The sequence below is a fragment of the Pseudomonas lini genome, from assembly GCF_030812475.1.
In the GTDB taxonomy this organism is placed as follows: Bacteria; Pseudomonadota; Gammaproteobacteria; order Pseudomonadales; family Pseudomonadaceae; genus Aquipseudomonas; species Aquipseudomonas lini_A.
In genome coordinates this window covers 69,656-84,534 of record NZ_JAUSSR010000001.1, presented here as the reverse complement: position 1 = coordinate 84,534, position 14,879 = coordinate 69,656, and the positions used below count along the sequence as shown (strand labels likewise).

The following is a 14,879-nucleotide window of genomic DNA, read 5'->3' as shown; positions in this document are numbered from 1 at the left end:
CCACCATTGTTTGGCGACAACGAGTGGTAGGTCACCTGACTTCAATTCAAGGCAATCACTCATGAAAGAATATATGGCTTTAACCAGCAACGCCGACGACCTTCCCTCGCTGTATGTAAACACCACCCAACCGCTGCACTCACTGCTCAGCACCGCCCGTTACAGAATTGGTGCGGTGACTCAGGTCCTGGAAAACCTCGCGATGCGCGGCGACATCTCCACTGATTCGGTGATTCTCAGTGATTTCGCCTTGCTTTGCTGTATCCCCTTGCGCGATGGTTGTGATGTTCTGGATGTCGTTGCGCGACGTATGGATGCCGAACCGGCTTGACGTCATCAAGCATCGACTGATGCGATAACGCACAAGTAAAAAGGACAGATGACCTTAAACGTCACCTGCCCTTTTTTACTCCAGCAAGTCGCGACGTTAAACGACAGAGAAAACGGCAGCAGCACCGAGCCATCGCCCTGCATCGGTTAAACCCGGCTGCTGTGCTGTGTCGCCTCTGGTAACAAGTGGCGTTCCGACGATGGTCTCAAGGCGACGCGTTCATTCAGAAAATGCGCGTTATCGTTGACGTCCATCGCGAGCAAGCTTGCTCCTACAGATAGGGGTATCAACGGGTCGCGACGATAAACAACCGCGGAAACGGTAGCAGCACCGAGCCATCGGCCAGCGCCGGATAAGCGCGCTCGATGGCCGTCTGATATTGCTTGAGGAACTGCGCCCGCTCCGCTTCATCCAGCGGCTCGAGAAACGGCCGCAATCCGCTGCCCTTGAACCACTCCACCACAGCAGAAGCGCCGCCGGCGAGCGGATGGTGATAAGTCGTGCGCCATACATCAACCCGGGAACAGTGGGGGCGCAGCATCGAATAGTAACCGCTGGCACTTGCCATTTCCGTCCGCTGCCCGGCGACGCCTGCCAGTTTGCCGACCCAAGGGCCATCGGCTGCGACTTCGCGCATCAAGCGGTGGGAGGATTCGTTGAGGTTGTCCGGCATCTGGATCGCCAGGCTGCCACCGGGCGCCAGCTTATTCACCAATGCCGGCAGCAAGTTCGCGTGGTCAGGCAGCCACTGCAACACCGCGTTGGCAAAGATCACATCGAAGGGGCCACTCTCGCTCCAGGTATCGATGTCAGCGGTATCGAACTGCACCTGCGGCAAGCGCTTGCGGGCGGCGTCGATCATGTCGGTCGAACTGTCCAACCCTCGCACCGTGGCGTTGGGGAAGCGTTCCACCAGCAATTCGGTCGAATTACCGGGGCCGCAACCGATGTCGATGGCCGAGCGCGCGTCATTACCGGGAATGGCCGCCAGCAGGTCACGGGCCGGGCGGGTGCGTTCATCTTCAAAAGCGACGTATTGTCTGGCGGACCAACTCATTGCGTTCTCCTGTCGGCGCGTTTGTGCAAAACGGGTCACCAAGATACAGCGCCGCAGTCGATCTGACTTCCCCGGAAGATGTATGGGTCGATTACAAAGCGAGCTCTCGCGCTGGGTCATTCAGTTTGAAAAAACCGGCCTGACGGGCCGGTTTTGCGATTTAACATCAACTATTTTTCCGGCGCATCCTTCTCCTGCATCTGCACCGAAGACTTGGTGCCATCCGTATTGTCCTTGGTCTCGTTGTCCGAATTGTCGAAGCAGCCTTGCAAGGCGAGCAGGCAGCAGGAAAGGCACAGCGTACGGGCGAGGTTCATGGTGGTCTCCGGGATAAAGGGCTTGATGTAGTGACCCGGCCTTATCGAGTTCGTTGCGATTGATCGCATCTGACGCGATGAGCGTGCAGGCCTTATGGGAGCTGGTTTATGCAAAAAGAAATGTAAGCAGAATTTTCAGCATGCCGGCGCTGTCACAAAATCAGGCGCATCCCTATAAGGAACACGGCAATGAAATTCGCAAAAATCTCGCAGAAACTCGCTCTGTGGGCCGGTAGCCCCAAGACCTTCATGAGCGCGTTGATTCTGATTGGTCTGTGGGGTCTGAGTGGGCCGATTTTCGATTACAACGATACCTGGCAGCTGATCATCAACACCTCCACCACCATCATCACCTTCCTCATGGTGTTTTTGATCCAGAACACGCAGAACCGCGATACCGACATTCTGCACTTGAAGATCGATGAATTGCTGCGGGTCAACAAGGAAGCGCGAAATGCGATGCTGGGGCTCGAATTGCTCGATCTCAAGCAGCTGGAAGCCTTGCGCAAACACTATCGCGCCATGGGCGAAAATGAAGTATTCGACCTCGAAGGTCTCGTCTCCAAGGACAAGCAAAAGCCGAAGTGGGACGAGTGCTAAACAATAAACGGCGCCTGACCTGAGTCACGCGCCGTTTTACATTTTCACTGCCAACCCCTAGCGACTGGCTTGCAGCGCCTTGGCCATCTGCAGATGGTTTTGCAGTTTGGGCAGGGTTTCTTCAGCGAAGGCTTTGATTTGCGGCACGTCGCTCGTTTGCGCGGCCTGCTGCAGCTGCTCGATGGCTTCCTGGGTGGATTTCACCTGGCTGGCCGCGTAGGCCTGGTCGAAGCTGGCATCTGCTTTCACTTCCGGCATCAGGGCCTTGGCCTTGTCGACCACTTCTTCGCGCGGGGCCACAGGCAATTCCAGTTGCTTGGCGATTTTCGCCAAATGCTGGTTGGCGGTGGTGCGATCGTTGATGACGACAATGGTGTAATCCTTGACCTCTTTGGACTCGGACAATTGGTGCGCCAGGCGACTGGCTTCGATGTCGGCCATGCCTTTGGCCGAGGCGTCATTGATGAATTCGGCGGGAGACTGGGCAAAGGCACTGCTGGCACACAGGCCCAATAAAGTGGCAAAACTGGCATTGCGTAATCGGGTGGCCATCCGGCTCATGGTCGCGCCCTCCTCTTGAAAAATTCAAGCGGGAGCTTACGCTCCCGCCTCTCAATCAAAACTACCTCACGGACTATTTCGATTTCTGACCGCCTTTGCGGCCCATATCGGGTTTCGCTGGGTCTTTTTCGACAGTCGTGGTGGTAGTTTTCCCACCTTTGCGACCGGCTTCAGACGCCTTCGTTCGATCGTTGGCGAAGTTTCCCGAGTTCGAGTTTTTTGAGTTAGGCATGATTCTCTACCTCTCTTGATGAGCGCAGCGAGCATAAGCCCGCATAGAATCAGAATTTCGATCACCGTAAAGGTTTAGAAAACATGGGATCGCTGCGACGAACGGTGGTGAATATTCACTCACCGAGCCGCAGGTGCTGCTGGCGTTTGGCGCTGTACATCGCTCCGTCGGCATGCCTGAACAACTGGCTTTCTTCGGTGCCATGTTCGGGGTAGTGCGCAACGCCGATGCTCGGCTGGATATTCACGCTGTGCCCGTCCAGGCGCAAAGGCTGGGCGAGGACCTGGCGGACTTTTTCCGCCACGTTGTCGGCGTCTTCGCTGGCGTGGATACTGTGCAGCAATACGACAAACTCATCACCGCCGATACGTGCCACGGTATCGGTTTCGCGCACGCAATGCGTGAGCCGATTGGCGACCGCTTGCAGCAGCATGTCGCCAATCGCGTGGCCGTGGGTGTCGTTGACCTCCTTGAAGCGGTCGAGATCGATGTACAGCAATCCCATTCGGCCGCTGTCTTCACGGGCCATGGCCAATGAAGCCTTGAGCCGCTCACGGAGCAACTCGCGATTGGGCAACTGGGTGAGTTGATCGTACTGGGCCATGCGCTGCAGCCTGGCGTGCAATTGCTTGCGTTCGATGGCCGTCGCGACCTGGGCGCAAACGTACTGCAGCAGTTCCTTATCCTGCTCCGTGTAGCGCTCGCCACCGGGCACGCTTTTGACGATCAGCGCACCGATGGTGCCGTTTTGTGAACTCAGCGGCACGCCCAGCCAACAGGTCGATGGCTGGTTCGCGACCAGCGCCTCGAACCCTTCAGGCAAATTGTCCAGTTCCCGGGTCAGCAGGATCGGCTGGCCGCTGCGAATGACCTCGGCACACAGGCGCCCGGTGATGGTTCCGGGCTGTTCGGGTTGCAGTTCATGGTCGTCGACGTGATAAGGAAAATTCAGCTGTCCGCAATGTTCGTCATATAAAGCGACAGAGAAATTCGGCGCCGGCAGCCATTCGCCGATCAGCCAATGGATGCGTTGGAACAGCGCCAATAAATCCTCCGTGACGTGGGCGGCTTCGGAAATCGCATACAGTGCCGCTTGCCGGGCCTCGGCCTCTTTGCGCTCGGTAATGTCGCGGGCCACGGCGATGCGCAGCTGGTCGACTTCCGACCAGCGGGCCGACCAGAGGATGTGCACCACCCGACCATCCTTGCGCAGGTAGCGATTTTCAAAGTTGAGCTTTGGCTCGCCGTCCATGATTTCCCTGGCGGCGTCGAGGGTGCGCTGCCGATCGGCGGGATGCACCAGATCGATCATCGGACGGCCGATCAACTCGTCGGGGGTATAGCCGAATATGCGCTCGCAGGCTGCACTGACAAATACGTAGCGACCGTGTTTATCGACCGCACAGACTGCGTCCAGCAAGAGATCGATGTAGCTCGCCTGGGGCGCTGAATTTCTGGTTGCCATGGTGCGGTGGGCGTTTCCGGACTATGCAGCAATAAAAAACCATCCCTGACCGATCATTACCGCTGATGCGTCCGTGCAATCAGCCTCACGCCTTGTTCGGCACCAGCCCCGGCAATGCATGCACCAGGGCGTTGATGGCGAAACCGATGAACATCACCCCGCACAACCGGGTGATCGCCAGCTCATGTCGTTGATACAGGCCGCGCACCTGCCGTGCGCCGACAATACCAATGAGGATAGCGTAGGCCATGACGCCGCCGACAAAGCTCAGGACAATCAACCACGGCAACATTGACCAATGCAACAGTTCTGCACGGCTTGAGAGCAGCGCGGTAAACGTCGCCACCGCTACCGGATAGGCTTTCGGATTGGTCAGGCCAAACAGTATGCCGTGCCAGAACGGCTGCCGCGCCGGCCCTTGAGGCGTTTCGCCAGTGCTGCGGCGAGCACGCACCGCGCGCAAACCGAGCCAGAACAGATAGAGCCCGCTGAGCACCCCCAACACATCGAAGGCTGTACTGCCGATTTCCCGCGCACCGACAATCGCGATCAACGCGGTGCTGCACCAGACCACATCCCCCAGCAAATGCCCGCAGAGAAACCCCGCCCCGGCCCGCCGGCCATGCGCCGCGCCGATGCCGAACACCGCCAGCACCCCCGGCCCCGGCGTGATGCCGTAGATAAAGCCCGAGGCGAGAACGGCCATTAGCAGCGATGGAGTCATGGGAAGTCCTTGCAGAGACTGGGCGAATGCGCGCCAGTCTATCTCAGGTCTCCGGGGCGGTGGGGCGTTCCTCAAGGTCGGTCTTGACCTGGGGATGCCGCTGGTTGAACCGAGGGAGATCGGAGGTGTGGGCGGCGGAGGGGTTACAGCGGGGATACGTGCGGTCGAGCGGTCAGGTCGATGCCAAGGCCTCGCATAACGACCAACATGGTTTTGAGCGTGGGATTCCCTTCTTCGCTGAATGAGCGATAAAGCTGCTCACGGGAAAGACCGGTTTCGCGGGCCAGCTCGCTCATGCCTTTGGCGCGAGCAACAACTCCCAGTGCCTTAGCGATGTATTCAGCGTTGCCAGTCTCAAACGCATCCGCCATGAAAATGGCGATTGCTTCAGGGCCGTCCAGGGCTGCTGCCGGGACGTAGTTGTAAATTTTTTCGCTCATTCTGACCTCCACTCGCTGGCGAGTTTTTTAGCCGCTTCAATATCACGGCTTTGGCTGCTTTTGTCGCCGTCGCACAACAGCAAAACGAATTCATCACCTGACTGCTGAAAATATACGCGGTAGCCAGGGCCGTAGTGAATCCGTAACTCGCTGACCTTCTTCGTGGACGGCGACAAACAGCTGGAGAGTGATCAGGTCGAGACGGCGGATCAGGCTTTTTTGCAGCATGGTGGGCTCGATGACTTCGGTTCGACTGAATCGGCAATATAGCCCGGTTTTAGCCCACAACATCACGAGCAATCGTCCTACACATAAATCTCTCGTAACACTCAAGCTTCCCGGAAACGGCCGATTCAACGCCTCAGGCGCAGTCTGTAAAGTCTGGGTACACAAACAGTTGGCAACACTACTCAAGGACAGATACGTCAAATGGACTCAGTAAATACCTTCACCAACTATAGAAAACTGATCTCGCTGGCCGATCACGACTGGGAAACAGCCGAAGCCGGAAAAGTCGCGGGGCTCAATGTCGACATCAGAAACACCAATCGAATGGTTGACCAATACGGGCGTGAGTTTCATCACTTTTGCACCACATCTTATCTTGGCCTGGATCACCATCCCGATCTGCTCGACGGAGCCATCACCACGTTGTGGGAAACCGGCACCCTTCGCGTCGCCAATTCAAAGAATCGCTGCAAACTGGCAAGTCTGGAACAGTACGAAACCGAGCTGTCCGAGTTATTTGGCACCCATTGCATCAGCACGCTGTCATGCAGTGCGGCGAGTGCTGGAGTGCTGCCATTGCTGGCAAGCGGCGTGTTCACTGAAAACCGCCCCCCTGTAATGGTGTTCGACCGCTTGGCACATTACTCGATGAATCACATCAAAGCTGCCTGCGCGGACGAAACCAAGGTCGTGACAAGTCCGCATAACGACATGGATTTTCTCGAAAAACAGTGCCAGCGAGAGGCCAGGGTCGCGTATGTTGCCGACGGCGCTTACAGCATGGGCGGAGTTGCCGATCTGGACAGTCTTTTGTACCTGAAAGACCGCTATGGACTGTTTCTTTATCTGGATGACTCCCATGCTCTTTCCGCAGTTGGCACATTCGGCGCAGGCCTCGTAAGACCCAGGATGCACGCCCTTGAGGATCACTGTCTGATCGTCGCCTCCTTAGCCAAGTCGTTTGGCGCCAGCGGCGGTCTGGTAATGCTGGGCGATGAAAGACAGAAGAAGCTCATCCAGCGTTACGGCGGCCCCAGCAACTGGTCGCAAAGCTTGAACAGCGCAGCCATCGGTGCAGGCAGAGCATCAATCAAGCTTCACCGCACCCCGGAATTTGCCGCATTACAGGAGAAATTACAGGCTAATATTCAGCTCTTTGACAGCCTGATTCGAACCAGACAACACGGCAGTAACATGGCGATTCGACTGATTCACTGCGGTGAAGCGGCGCAAGCCAACTGCATCGCCGTAGAACTGGCCAACCTCGGTTTTTTCACTTCGGCAGTCTTTTTTCCGGTGGTGGCACAAGGTAATGCCGCCATCAGAATTACTCTGCGTGCCGATATGGATCCGTCGCTTATCTGCCACTTCTGCGAACTCCTCACCGAGCTTTTACGCACACACGTTGGGAGCCTCAGCGACTGAAATCCTGGGAAGACTCCATGAATACCACCCTCCTCGTCACCTGCAGCACAGTTTTTCTCGCCCAATTGGGCATGAGCATTTATCTGCCCGCGCTACCGGAGATGGCTCGAAGTCTCGGCGCCGACGCCTCGCAGCTTTCATGGGGACTAGCTGTGTACCTGATCGGTATGGCCCTGCCGATGCTGTTCTGGGGCAGCCTGGGCCAGCGCATTGGTCGAAAACCGGTGTTGCTCGCCGCACTCGGTATCTATGGAGCGGGTAATCTGGCGCTTCCACTGGGCGAGTCGCTTGAATCGTTCCTGATTTTTCGACTGGTTCAGGGTGTCGGCGCCAGCGGGATTTCGGTGATGGCGCGAGTGCTGATCCGCGACAGTTTCCGCGGTGACCTGCTGGCCAAAGCGCTGTCCTGGATTTCCATTTCCTTCGTGGTGGCGTTGGGGATCGGTCAATACCTGGGGTCGATCATTCAAGTTGCGCTGGGCTGGTCAGCTATTTTCTACCTGTTGGGTGGTGCGAGCCTGTTGATGGCGGGGATTGTAGTGCGAGTTACGTTCCCGATACTGACCGAGGACAACGTTCGATTGTCCGCCTGGTCGAGCTACTGGCGCATTCTGTGTGATCGAGCCTTTTTGTTGCCAGCCCTGGCCGGCGGTCTCGGTTACGGAGTGATCATCGCGTTCAACACGGCCGCGCCGCTGATTCTGCAAGGACCGTTCAACTGGTCGGCCGTCGAGTACGGGTTGTTGGGCTGGCCCATCAGTGCGGCATATTTTCTGGGAGCGCTGGGGGTCAATGCCTTTGTGCTTCGTATCGGGCAACGCAGGCTGATGACAGTTGGCGCAGGGTTGGTGCTGGCTGGCAGCGCAGCGATGTTGCTGGGGAGTATTGCGGGCAGTTCAGTGGCGTTGCTGTTCTGGCTACCGTATTGCCTTGCCGTGTTCGGCCAGTCGTTGAACTACCCGATCAGCCTGTCGCTGGCCAACGCCGGTTCGCCAGTCGGCGGGGCGTATGCGATGGCGTTGAGCGGTTTCATTCACCAGCTGATGGCTGCCGCCATCGGCGGGATCGCCAGCCTGATCGCCAGTCCGCAGGCCTGGCCACTATCGTTGTTATGCGCCTTGCTGGCGGTGGGCGCGATCCTCTGCGTGATGCTCGCGCCCGGGGGTAAATCCATCTAGAACGCGCTACGGAAGATCTCCTCGATCTGCCGCTGATCCGCCACCCGTGGATTAGTCAGGCCACAGGCGTCTTTCAGGGCATTGCTGGCAAGGAGCGGGATGTCGTTGAGTTTGGCGCCGAGTTCACGCAAGCCGGCGGGGATTTCAACATCCCTGGACAGGTTGCGGATGGCCGCGATGGCCGCTTGAGCACCCTTTTCCGGGCTGAATCCATGGGTGTCGACGCCCATTGCCACGGCAACATCCCTCAGGCGATCGGCGCACACCAGCGCGTTGAAGCTTTGCACATGGGGCAACAGCACGGCGTTGCATACGCCATGGGGCAAGTCGTAGAACCCGCCCAGCTGATGCGCCATGGCGTGGACATGGCCCAGTGAAGCATTGTTGAAAGCCATGCCGGCGAGGAACTGTGCATACGCCATGTTTTCCCGTGCCGCCAGGTCGCTGCCGTCGCTGACGGCCAGGCGCAGGTTGTTGCTGATCAAGGTGATCGCCTTGAGCGCGCAGGCATCGGTGATCGGGGTGGCGGCGGTGGAGACGTAGGCTTCGATTGCATGGGTCAGCGCGTCCATGCCGGTGGCCGCCGTCAGGCCTTTGGGCATGGCGACCATCAGCGCCGGGTCGTTGACCGACAGCAGCGGCGTGACGTTGCGGTCGACGATGGCCATTTTCACGTGACGGGATTCGTCGGTGATGATGCAGAAGCGTGTCATTTCGCTGGCCGTGCCGGCGGTGGTGTTGATGGCGATCAGCGGCAGTTGCGGTTTGGTCGACTGATCGACGCCCTCATAGTCGCGGATCTGCCCGCCGTTGGTCGCGCACAAGGCGATGCCTTTGGCGCAGTCATGGGGCGAACCGCCACCGAGGGACACCACGAAATCACAGCCGCTATCCTTGAGCAGTCCCAGGCCCAGCTCGACGTTGGCGATGCTCGGGTTAGGCTTGGCGCCGTCAAAGATCACCGAATCGATGTCCAGCATCGCCAGCTTCCCGGCAATCATCTTCGCCACGCCGGCCTTGGCCAGCCCGGTGTCGGTGACGATCAACGCCTTGCGAAAACCGTATTTGCCAATGGCGACCATGGCTTCGTCGAGGCAACCAATGCCCATGATGTTCACGGCGGGGATGAAAAACGTGCTGCTCACGAGTGAATCTCCAGGCTGGGGCCGAATCGGAGGGCCGATCCAGCGGGTACCCACAGGATCGACCCTTCGGTTGCGCAGTAACTTGATCTGGCTCAAGTCCCGGGCGTGATAAAGTCGCCGCCCATCAGACCTTTTGCTTTGAGACGCCGACTGCAATGACCGATTTCCTGGATGTCGATGCCCAACTTGAAGACTGGAACGCCTTGCGGGGCACCGCCTCGTTCAGCGGCTTGCTGGTGGGCAATGGCGCCAGCCGCGCAGTGTGGGACGACTTCGGGTATGACTCGCTGTTTGAAAACGCCCGCACCGTCGAAGAAAAACCGATGAGCCAGTCCGAACTGAGCGTGTTCGACGCAATGCAAACGCGCAGCTTCGAACAGGTGCTCAGCGCGCTGAAAACCACCAGCCGGGTCAACAAGGCCCTGGCCGTCAGCTCTGCCGCACCGCGTAATCGCTACTACGCGATCAAGGAAGCGCTGATCAACACTGTGCACGCGGTGCACATTCCTTGGCGGCTGGTGGTGCCCTCGACCCTGGCGACAATCAGTCAGGAACTGGGCAATTATCGGACGGTGTTCACCACCAACTACGATTTGCTCAACTACTGGGCGATCCAGCACCAGCCTGACGCTATCGGCGACTTGTTCCAAGGGGCAGAACCGAGCTTCGACCTGAGCGCCGCGAGCACAGAAAAAACCCGGCTGCTGTACTTGCACGGCGGCCTGCATCTGGTGCGTAACCAGGACGGCACCGCACGCAAGCTGATGTCGACCGAGGGCACCTTGCTCGGCAGCTTCGCCATCAACAACACGATCAAGACCCTCGACGACGTGCCGCTGTTCGTCAACGAAGGGCCGGCTCTGGACAAGCTCAAGACCATTCGCAGCTCGGATTATCTGTCGTTCTGCTATGACCAGTTACTGGGGCATGGCGAGGGGCTGTGCATCTTCGGTCATGCCTTGGGCGAGCAGGACAGCCACATCATTCATGCGTTGCGCCAGGCGAAACCCAAGCGCGTGGCGGTGTCGATTTATCCGCGCAGCAAGGCGTTCATCCAGCATCAGAAGCGGCATTACGCGAAGGTGTTTGAGGGGACCGGGGTTGAGTTGCAGTTTTTCGATTCCAAGACGCATGCCTTGGGGAGCCCGAAGCTGACTGTACCGGTTGAAGTTTAGCGGCGCGTCGACTGACCGAATCCGGTGCGGCTTCTGTGCATTGAAATGCAGCGCATCCCCGCGATCGAGCAGCACCCGCTCGTTCATGAAGTCCACTTCCACCTGCCCTTCGTGGACGAACAGAAACTCTTCCCCCAGGTGTTCCTTGAAGGATTTGTCGGCGAACTCGATCGGCGGGTAAATCATGAACGGCAGCAGGCTGCGGTCGCTGACCTGATGGGCCAGCACCGCGTAACCGGGGCTATGGTCATTGGGCTGCGGTGCGGCGATCCGACAAGCCAGCTTCTACGGGGGATGTGGTTAGAGCACCGGCAGGGTCTTGTCCTTGATCACTTTGGTCGGGCCGTTGGCCTTCACGCTAGCGATGCCTTTGTCTATCGCGGCATCGGAGGAGTAAGCCTCACTGCTGCCAATGATCTCGTGATTGCCGGCCTTGAGGTTGAAGTAAGGATGGCCATCCTTGGTGGTTTTTTTCTCGTAGCGTTCATCCAGCGGGCTGTTGGACTGAACCGATGCGATGCCTTTGTCGGCAGCGGCGCGGGTAGTGTACAGCTCGCTGGTCAGAATGGTTTCGGCATTGGCGGCCTTCAGTACAAACCTGAACTGGCCACTGCTGCTTTTGCTCATTTCGTACCATCCGGACATGCTCGTTCTCCTTGGCGATTGAGAGGATGTGCGCTTCAGAGTAAAGACCAGGCCAGGATTTTTGTCGCCTGTACCGGCCCCTTCGCGAGCGAAAGGGCCGGCAAGGTCACCGCAAAACCACCCTACTTCACCCCCGCCCGCACCACCGACAACTCCGGCACCTGCACCCGTCGTTGACTCAGGTATCGCGTACAGCTCACCCGCAAAAACGAAGCAAAGTTGACCACCTCACCGCGATAATCCATCACCTCTTCGTACAACTTGGCGATCAACTGATTGGTGGTCATGCCGTCGACCTCGGCGATTTCGCTGAGGATGTCCCAGAACTGATTCTCCAGGCGCAAGGTGGTGACTACCCCGCAGATACGCAGCGAGCGCGAGCGCGATTCGTAGAGAATCGGATCAGCTTTGACATAGAGCTCGCACATGCACAGGTCCCTCATTACAGCGTTATTTTGGTGCCCAGCAATCCGAGGAAACCGGCCAGCCAGCTCGGATGGGCCGGCCAGGCCGGGGCAGTGGCCAGATTGCCTTGGACGTGACCCTCCGTCACCGGGATATCGATGAACGTACCACCGGCCAGGCGCACTTCCGGGGCACACGCCGGGTAGGCGCTGCATTCGCGACCTTCCAGAATGCCCGCCGCCGCCAGCAACTGCGCGCCGTGACACACGGCGGCGATCGGTTTGCCGGCCTTGTCGAACGCTCGCACCAGTTCCAGGACTTTTTCGTTCAGGCGCAGGTACTCCGGCGCACGACCGCCCGGCACCAGCAGCGCGTCGTAATCGGTTTCGGCCACCTTGGCAAAATCGAAGTTCAGGGCAAACAGATGGCCGGGTTTTTCACTGTAGGTCTGGTCGCCTTCGAAGTCATGGATCGCCGTGCGCACGGTCTGGCCCGCGGTTTTGTCCGGGCAAACGGCGTGCACCGTGTGGCCGACCATCAGCAGTGCCTGGAAGGGCACCATCACTTCGTAGTCTTCGACGTAATCGCCGACCAGCATCAGGATTTTCTTGGCAGCCATGGGGAGACTCCTCTGGGTTATATGGGCCTGCAGGAGTATTCAAGGTAGTCCTTTATCTGTATGGCAGGTAATACCCGACTACTACGCCGACATCTGTAGGAGCTGGGGGCATTACGCCCAACTGTACGGATAACTCTGATCCCAGCTGTAACAGCGCAGACGCCGCGGTTTATGGCTAGATGAAGGCTCTTCCCACCGCCCTCGATCCTGGTTGCCATCATGTCCTCGCGCGAAAACACCGGCATGGCCCTCGGCCTGCTCGGCGTTGTGATCTTCAGCCTTACACTGCCCTTCACCCGGATCGTCGTGCAGGAACTCCATCCGTTGCTCAACGGCCTGGGCCGTGCACTGTTCGCGGCGGTTCCGGCGGCGATATTGTTGCTGTGGCGCCGGGAACAATGGCCAACATGGAAACAGGTCAAAGGCCTGAGCCTGGTGATTGCCGGGGTGATCCTCGGCTTCCCGGTACTCTCGGCCTGGGCCATGCAAACCTTGCCGGCGTCCCACGGTGCGCTGGTCAACGGCCTGCAACCGCTGTGCGTGGCGCTGTATGCCGCCTGGTTGTCCCATGAACGACCGTCGAAAGCCTTCTGGGCCTGCGCCGCCCTGGGCAGCGCGCTGGTGCTCGGTTATGCGCTGATCAGCGGTGCCGGCAGCATTCAGGCCGGTGATTTGCTGATGCTTGGGGCGATTGCCGTGGGTGGCCTGGGGTATGCCGAAGGCGGCCGGTTGGCCAAGGAAATGGGCGGCTGGCAGGTGATCTGCTGGGCGCTGGTGCTGTCGACGCCCCTGCTGATCGGACCGGTGCTGTACCTGGCGCTGCAACATCAAGGCGCGATTTCGGCCAGGACCTGGTGGGCGTTCGGATACGTCTCACTGTTCTCGCAGTTCATCGGTTTCTTTGCCTGGTACGCCGGGCTGGCCATGGGCGGCATTGCCCGGGTCAGTCAGATCCAGCTGTTGCAGATCTTCTTCACCATCGCGTTTTCGGCATTGTTCTTCGGCGAACACATCGAGCCGATCACCTGGCTGTTTGCCGCCGGAGTGATCGTGACGGTGATTTTGGGCCGCAAGACGGCGGTGCGCCCGGCGCAACCGGGCACGTTACCGGCGGGAATTCAAACCAGATAACCATCGGCTCGCAGCAGGGTCTCGAGGCAATGTTCGCTGATGTGGTAGAAATCCTTCAGTTCCTGAATCTTCACCAACAGCTGAGCCGGGTCCATCGGTTCGGCGCGCTTGACCGCCAGGATCATCTTGTTCTTGTTGGTGTGCTCCAGTGAAATGAACTCGAAGACCTTGGTTTCATAACCGCAGGCTTCCAGAAACAGCGCGCGCAAACTGTCGGTGACCATTTCCGCCTGTTGGCCCAGGTGCAGTCCGTATTGCAGCATCGGCTTGAGCAGCGCCGGGCTCTGGATCTGCAGGCGGATCTGCTTGTGGCAGCACGGCGAGCACATGATGATCGAAGCCCCGGAACGAATGCCGGTGTGGATCGCATAGTCGGTAGCGATGTCGCAGGCATGCAGCGCGATCATCACGTCCAGTTCGCTCGGCGCGACGCTACGCACATCACCGCATTTGAACACCAGGCCCGGATGTTCCAGCTTTGCAGCCGCGGTGTTGCACAGGGCGACCATGTCTTCACGCAACTCGACCCCTGTCACCTCGCCTTCGGCTTTCAAGGTATTGCGCAGATAGTCGTGGATCGCGAACGTCAAATAACCCTTGCCCGAACCAAAATCCGCGACACGTACCGGCTTGTCCAGCGCCAGGGGCGAGGAGGTCAACGCATGGCTGAAGACTTCGATGAACTTGTTGATCTGCTTCCACTTGCGCGACATCGCCGGGATCAACTCATGTTGCTTGTTGGTCACGCCGAGGTCGGCAAGGAATGGCCGGCTCAGGTCGAGAAATCGGTTCTTTTCGCGATTATGCTCGGCGGATGGCACTTCACGTAATTGCTGAGGTTTGCTCTTGAACAGCGAAGACTTGCCCTTTTTACTGTATTCGAGCTGGGCTTCGTCAGTCAGCGCCAGCAAATGCGCATTTTTGAACGAGGCCGGCAGCAACCCGGCGATGGTCGCGATGCCCTCGGCAAGAGACAGGTTCTTGGTGATGTCGCGGGTCTTGTAGCGGTAGACAAAGGACAGGCAGGGCTGATCCTTGACCGTCAATTGCTTGATGATCAGCCGCTGCAGGTCTGTCTCTGCGCCAACGTACTTGGCCAGCACCAGCTTGATGAAAGCGTTCTGCCTCAGACTGGTCGCCAACAGGTCGATAAATTGCGCGTGGTGATCCGGCGTGAGGCTGGCGGTAACGGACATGTAAA

The 14,879-nt window shown here is 58.5% G+C and carries 18 protein-coding genes and 2 pseudogenes; 6 read left to right on the top strand and 14 right to left on the bottom strand.

Going from position 1 to position 14,879, the window contains the following annotated elements; translation table 11 throughout:
- Nucleotides 1–61 precede the first annotated feature (61 nt).
- Nucleotides 62–331 (top strand): short-chain dehydrogenase, encoded by a 270-nt coding sequence (locus J2W17_RS00455; RefSeq protein ID WP_307327516.1) that lies wholly within the window; start codon nt 62–64, stop codon nt 329–331.
- Nucleotides 332–617: 286 nt separating this feature from the next.
- Here the strand turns inward: J2W17_RS00455 and tam are convergent, their stop codons facing one another.
- Nucleotides 618–1,388 (bottom strand): trans-aconitate 2-methyltransferase, encoded by a 771-nt coding sequence (gene tam, locus J2W17_RS00450; RefSeq protein WP_307327514.1) that lies wholly within the window; start codon nt 1,386–1,388, stop codon nt 618–620.
- Between the two features lie 170 nt (nt 1,389–1,558).
- Nucleotides 1,559–1,705 carry a hypothetical protein gene (locus J2W17_RS00445; RefSeq protein ID WP_191630651.1) on the bottom strand — a complete coding sequence of 49 codons (147 nt, stop codon included), beginning with the start codon at nt 1,703–1,705 and terminating at the stop codon, nt 1,559–1,561.
- 189 nt (nt 1,706–1,894) lie between these two features.
- Here J2W17_RS00445 and J2W17_RS00440 point away from each other — a divergent pair, with 189 nt between their 5' ends.
- On the top strand, nt 1,895–2,305 hold the full coding sequence (locus tag J2W17_RS00440; RefSeq protein WP_307327510.1) for a low affinity iron permease family protein: 411 nt from the start codon (nt 1,895–1,897) through the stop codon (nt 2,303–2,305).
- Between the two features lie 57 nt (nt 2,306–2,362).
- On the opposite strand, the gene J2W17_RS00435 is transcribed toward J2W17_RS00440, so the two are convergent.
- The 6 genes and pseudogenes from J2W17_RS00435 to J2W17_RS00410 form a co-directional block, all read right to left on the bottom strand.
- A complete protein-coding gene (locus tag J2W17_RS00435; protein WP_307327507.1) occupies nt 2,363–2,866 on the bottom strand; it encodes a DUF4142 domain-containing protein in 504 nt (167 codons plus the stop codon).
- A gap of 73 nt (nt 2,867–2,939) precedes the next feature.
- Complete coding sequence (locus tag J2W17_RS00430; protein ID WP_307327505.1) at nt 2,940–3,098, bottom strand: KGG domain-containing protein; 159 nt, start codon at nt 3,096–3,098, stop codon at nt 2,940–2,942.
- A 115-nt stretch (nt 3,099–3,213) separates the two neighbouring features.
- Nucleotides 3,214–4,563, bottom strand: a complete 1,350-nt coding sequence (locus J2W17_RS00425; RefSeq protein WP_307327503.1) for a sensor domain-containing protein — start codon at nt 4,561–4,563, stop codon at nt 3,214–3,216.
- An 85-nt stretch (nt 4,564–4,648) separates the two neighbouring features.
- The gene (locus tag J2W17_RS00420; RefSeq protein ID WP_307327500.1) at nt 4,649–5,287 is read right to left on the bottom strand and encodes a LysE family translocator; all 639 of its coding nucleotides are present in this window, start codon (nt 5,285–5,287) and stop codon (nt 4,649–4,651) included.
- 143 nt (nt 5,288–5,430) lie between these two features.
- Nucleotides 5,431–5,727 carry an addiction module antidote protein gene (locus tag J2W17_RS00415; RefSeq protein ID WP_307327498.1) on the bottom strand — a complete coding sequence of 99 codons (297 nt, stop codon included), beginning with the start codon at nt 5,725–5,727 and terminating at the stop codon, nt 5,431–5,433.
- Nucleotides 5,724–5,891, bottom strand: a pseudogene (locus J2W17_RS00410) (type II toxin-antitoxin system RelE/ParE family toxin); the annotation flags it as partial. The pseudogene J2W17_RS00410 and the gene J2W17_RS00415, both read right to left, overlap by 4 nt.
- 265 nt (nt 5,892–6,156) lie before the next feature.
- Here J2W17_RS00410 and J2W17_RS00405 point away from each other — a divergent pair.
- Together J2W17_RS00405 and J2W17_RS00400 are read left to right on the top strand one after the other, a co-directional pair.
- Nucleotides 6,157–7,380, top strand: a complete 1,224-nt coding sequence (locus J2W17_RS00405) for an aminotransferase class I/II-fold pyridoxal phosphate-dependent enzyme (protein ID WP_307327497.1) — start codon at nt 6,157–6,159, stop codon at nt 7,378–7,380.
- 17 nt (nt 7,381–7,397) lie between these two features.
- Nucleotides 7,398–8,558, top strand: a complete 1,161-nt coding sequence (locus J2W17_RS00400; RefSeq protein ID WP_307327495.1) for an MFS transporter — start codon at nt 7,398–7,400, stop codon at nt 8,556–8,558.
- Here J2W17_RS00400 and yiaY read toward each other — a convergent pair.
- Nucleotides 8,555–9,703 carry an L-threonine dehydrogenase gene (yiaY, locus tag J2W17_RS00395; RefSeq protein WP_307327493.1) on the bottom strand — a complete coding sequence of 383 codons (1,149 nt, stop codon included), beginning with the start codon at nt 9,701–9,703 and terminating at the stop codon, nt 8,555–8,557. The genes J2W17_RS00400 and yiaY overlap by 4 nt on opposite strands.
- A 155-nt stretch (nt 9,704–9,858) precedes the next feature.
- Between yiaY and J2W17_RS00390 the strand changes: the two genes are divergently transcribed.
- Nucleotides 9,859–10,878 (top strand): DUF4917 family protein, encoded by a 1,020-nt coding sequence (locus J2W17_RS00390; protein ID WP_307327491.1) that lies wholly within the window; start codon nt 9,859–9,861, stop codon nt 10,876–10,878.
- 9 nt (nt 10,879–10,887) lie between these two features.
- Here J2W17_RS00390 and J2W17_RS00385 read toward each other — a convergent pair.
- The 4 genes and pseudogenes from J2W17_RS00385 to J2W17_RS00370 all read right to left on the bottom strand — a co-directional run.
- Nucleotides 10,888–11,130, bottom strand: a pseudogene (locus J2W17_RS00385) (cupin domain-containing protein); the annotation flags it as partial.
- A 48-nt stretch (nt 11,131–11,178) separates the two neighbouring features.
- Entirely contained in the window at nt 11,179–11,523 is a 345-nt protein-coding gene (locus J2W17_RS00380; protein WP_307327489.1) for a YegP family protein, read from the bottom strand.
- A 122-nt stretch (nt 11,524–11,645) separates the two neighbouring features.
- A complete protein-coding gene (locus J2W17_RS00375) occupies nt 11,646–11,951 on the bottom strand; it encodes a ribbon-helix-helix domain-containing protein (protein WP_307327487.1) in 306 nt (101 codons plus the stop codon).
- A 14-nt stretch (nt 11,952–11,965) separates the two neighbouring features.
- On the bottom strand, nt 11,966–12,547 hold the full coding sequence (locus J2W17_RS00370) for a DJ-1/PfpI family protein (RefSeq protein ID WP_307327485.1): 582 nt from the start codon (nt 12,545–12,547) through the stop codon (nt 11,966–11,968).
- Between the two features lie 219 nt (nt 12,548–12,766).
- Here J2W17_RS00370 and J2W17_RS00365 point away from each other — a divergent pair, with 219 nt between their 5' ends.
- Nucleotides 12,767–13,678, top strand: coding sequence for a DMT family transporter (locus tag J2W17_RS00365; RefSeq protein ID WP_307327483.1), 912 nt, complete (start codon nt 12,767–12,769; stop codon nt 13,676–13,678).
- Here the strand turns inward: J2W17_RS00365 and J2W17_RS00360 are convergent.
- A complete protein-coding gene (locus tag J2W17_RS00360) occupies nt 13,666–14,874 on the bottom strand; it encodes a class I SAM-dependent methyltransferase (protein ID WP_307327481.1) in 1,209 nt (402 codons plus the stop codon). The two genes, J2W17_RS00365 and J2W17_RS00360, sit on opposite strands and share 13 nt — an antisense overlap.
- Nucleotides 14,875–14,879: the final 5 nt, after the last annotated feature.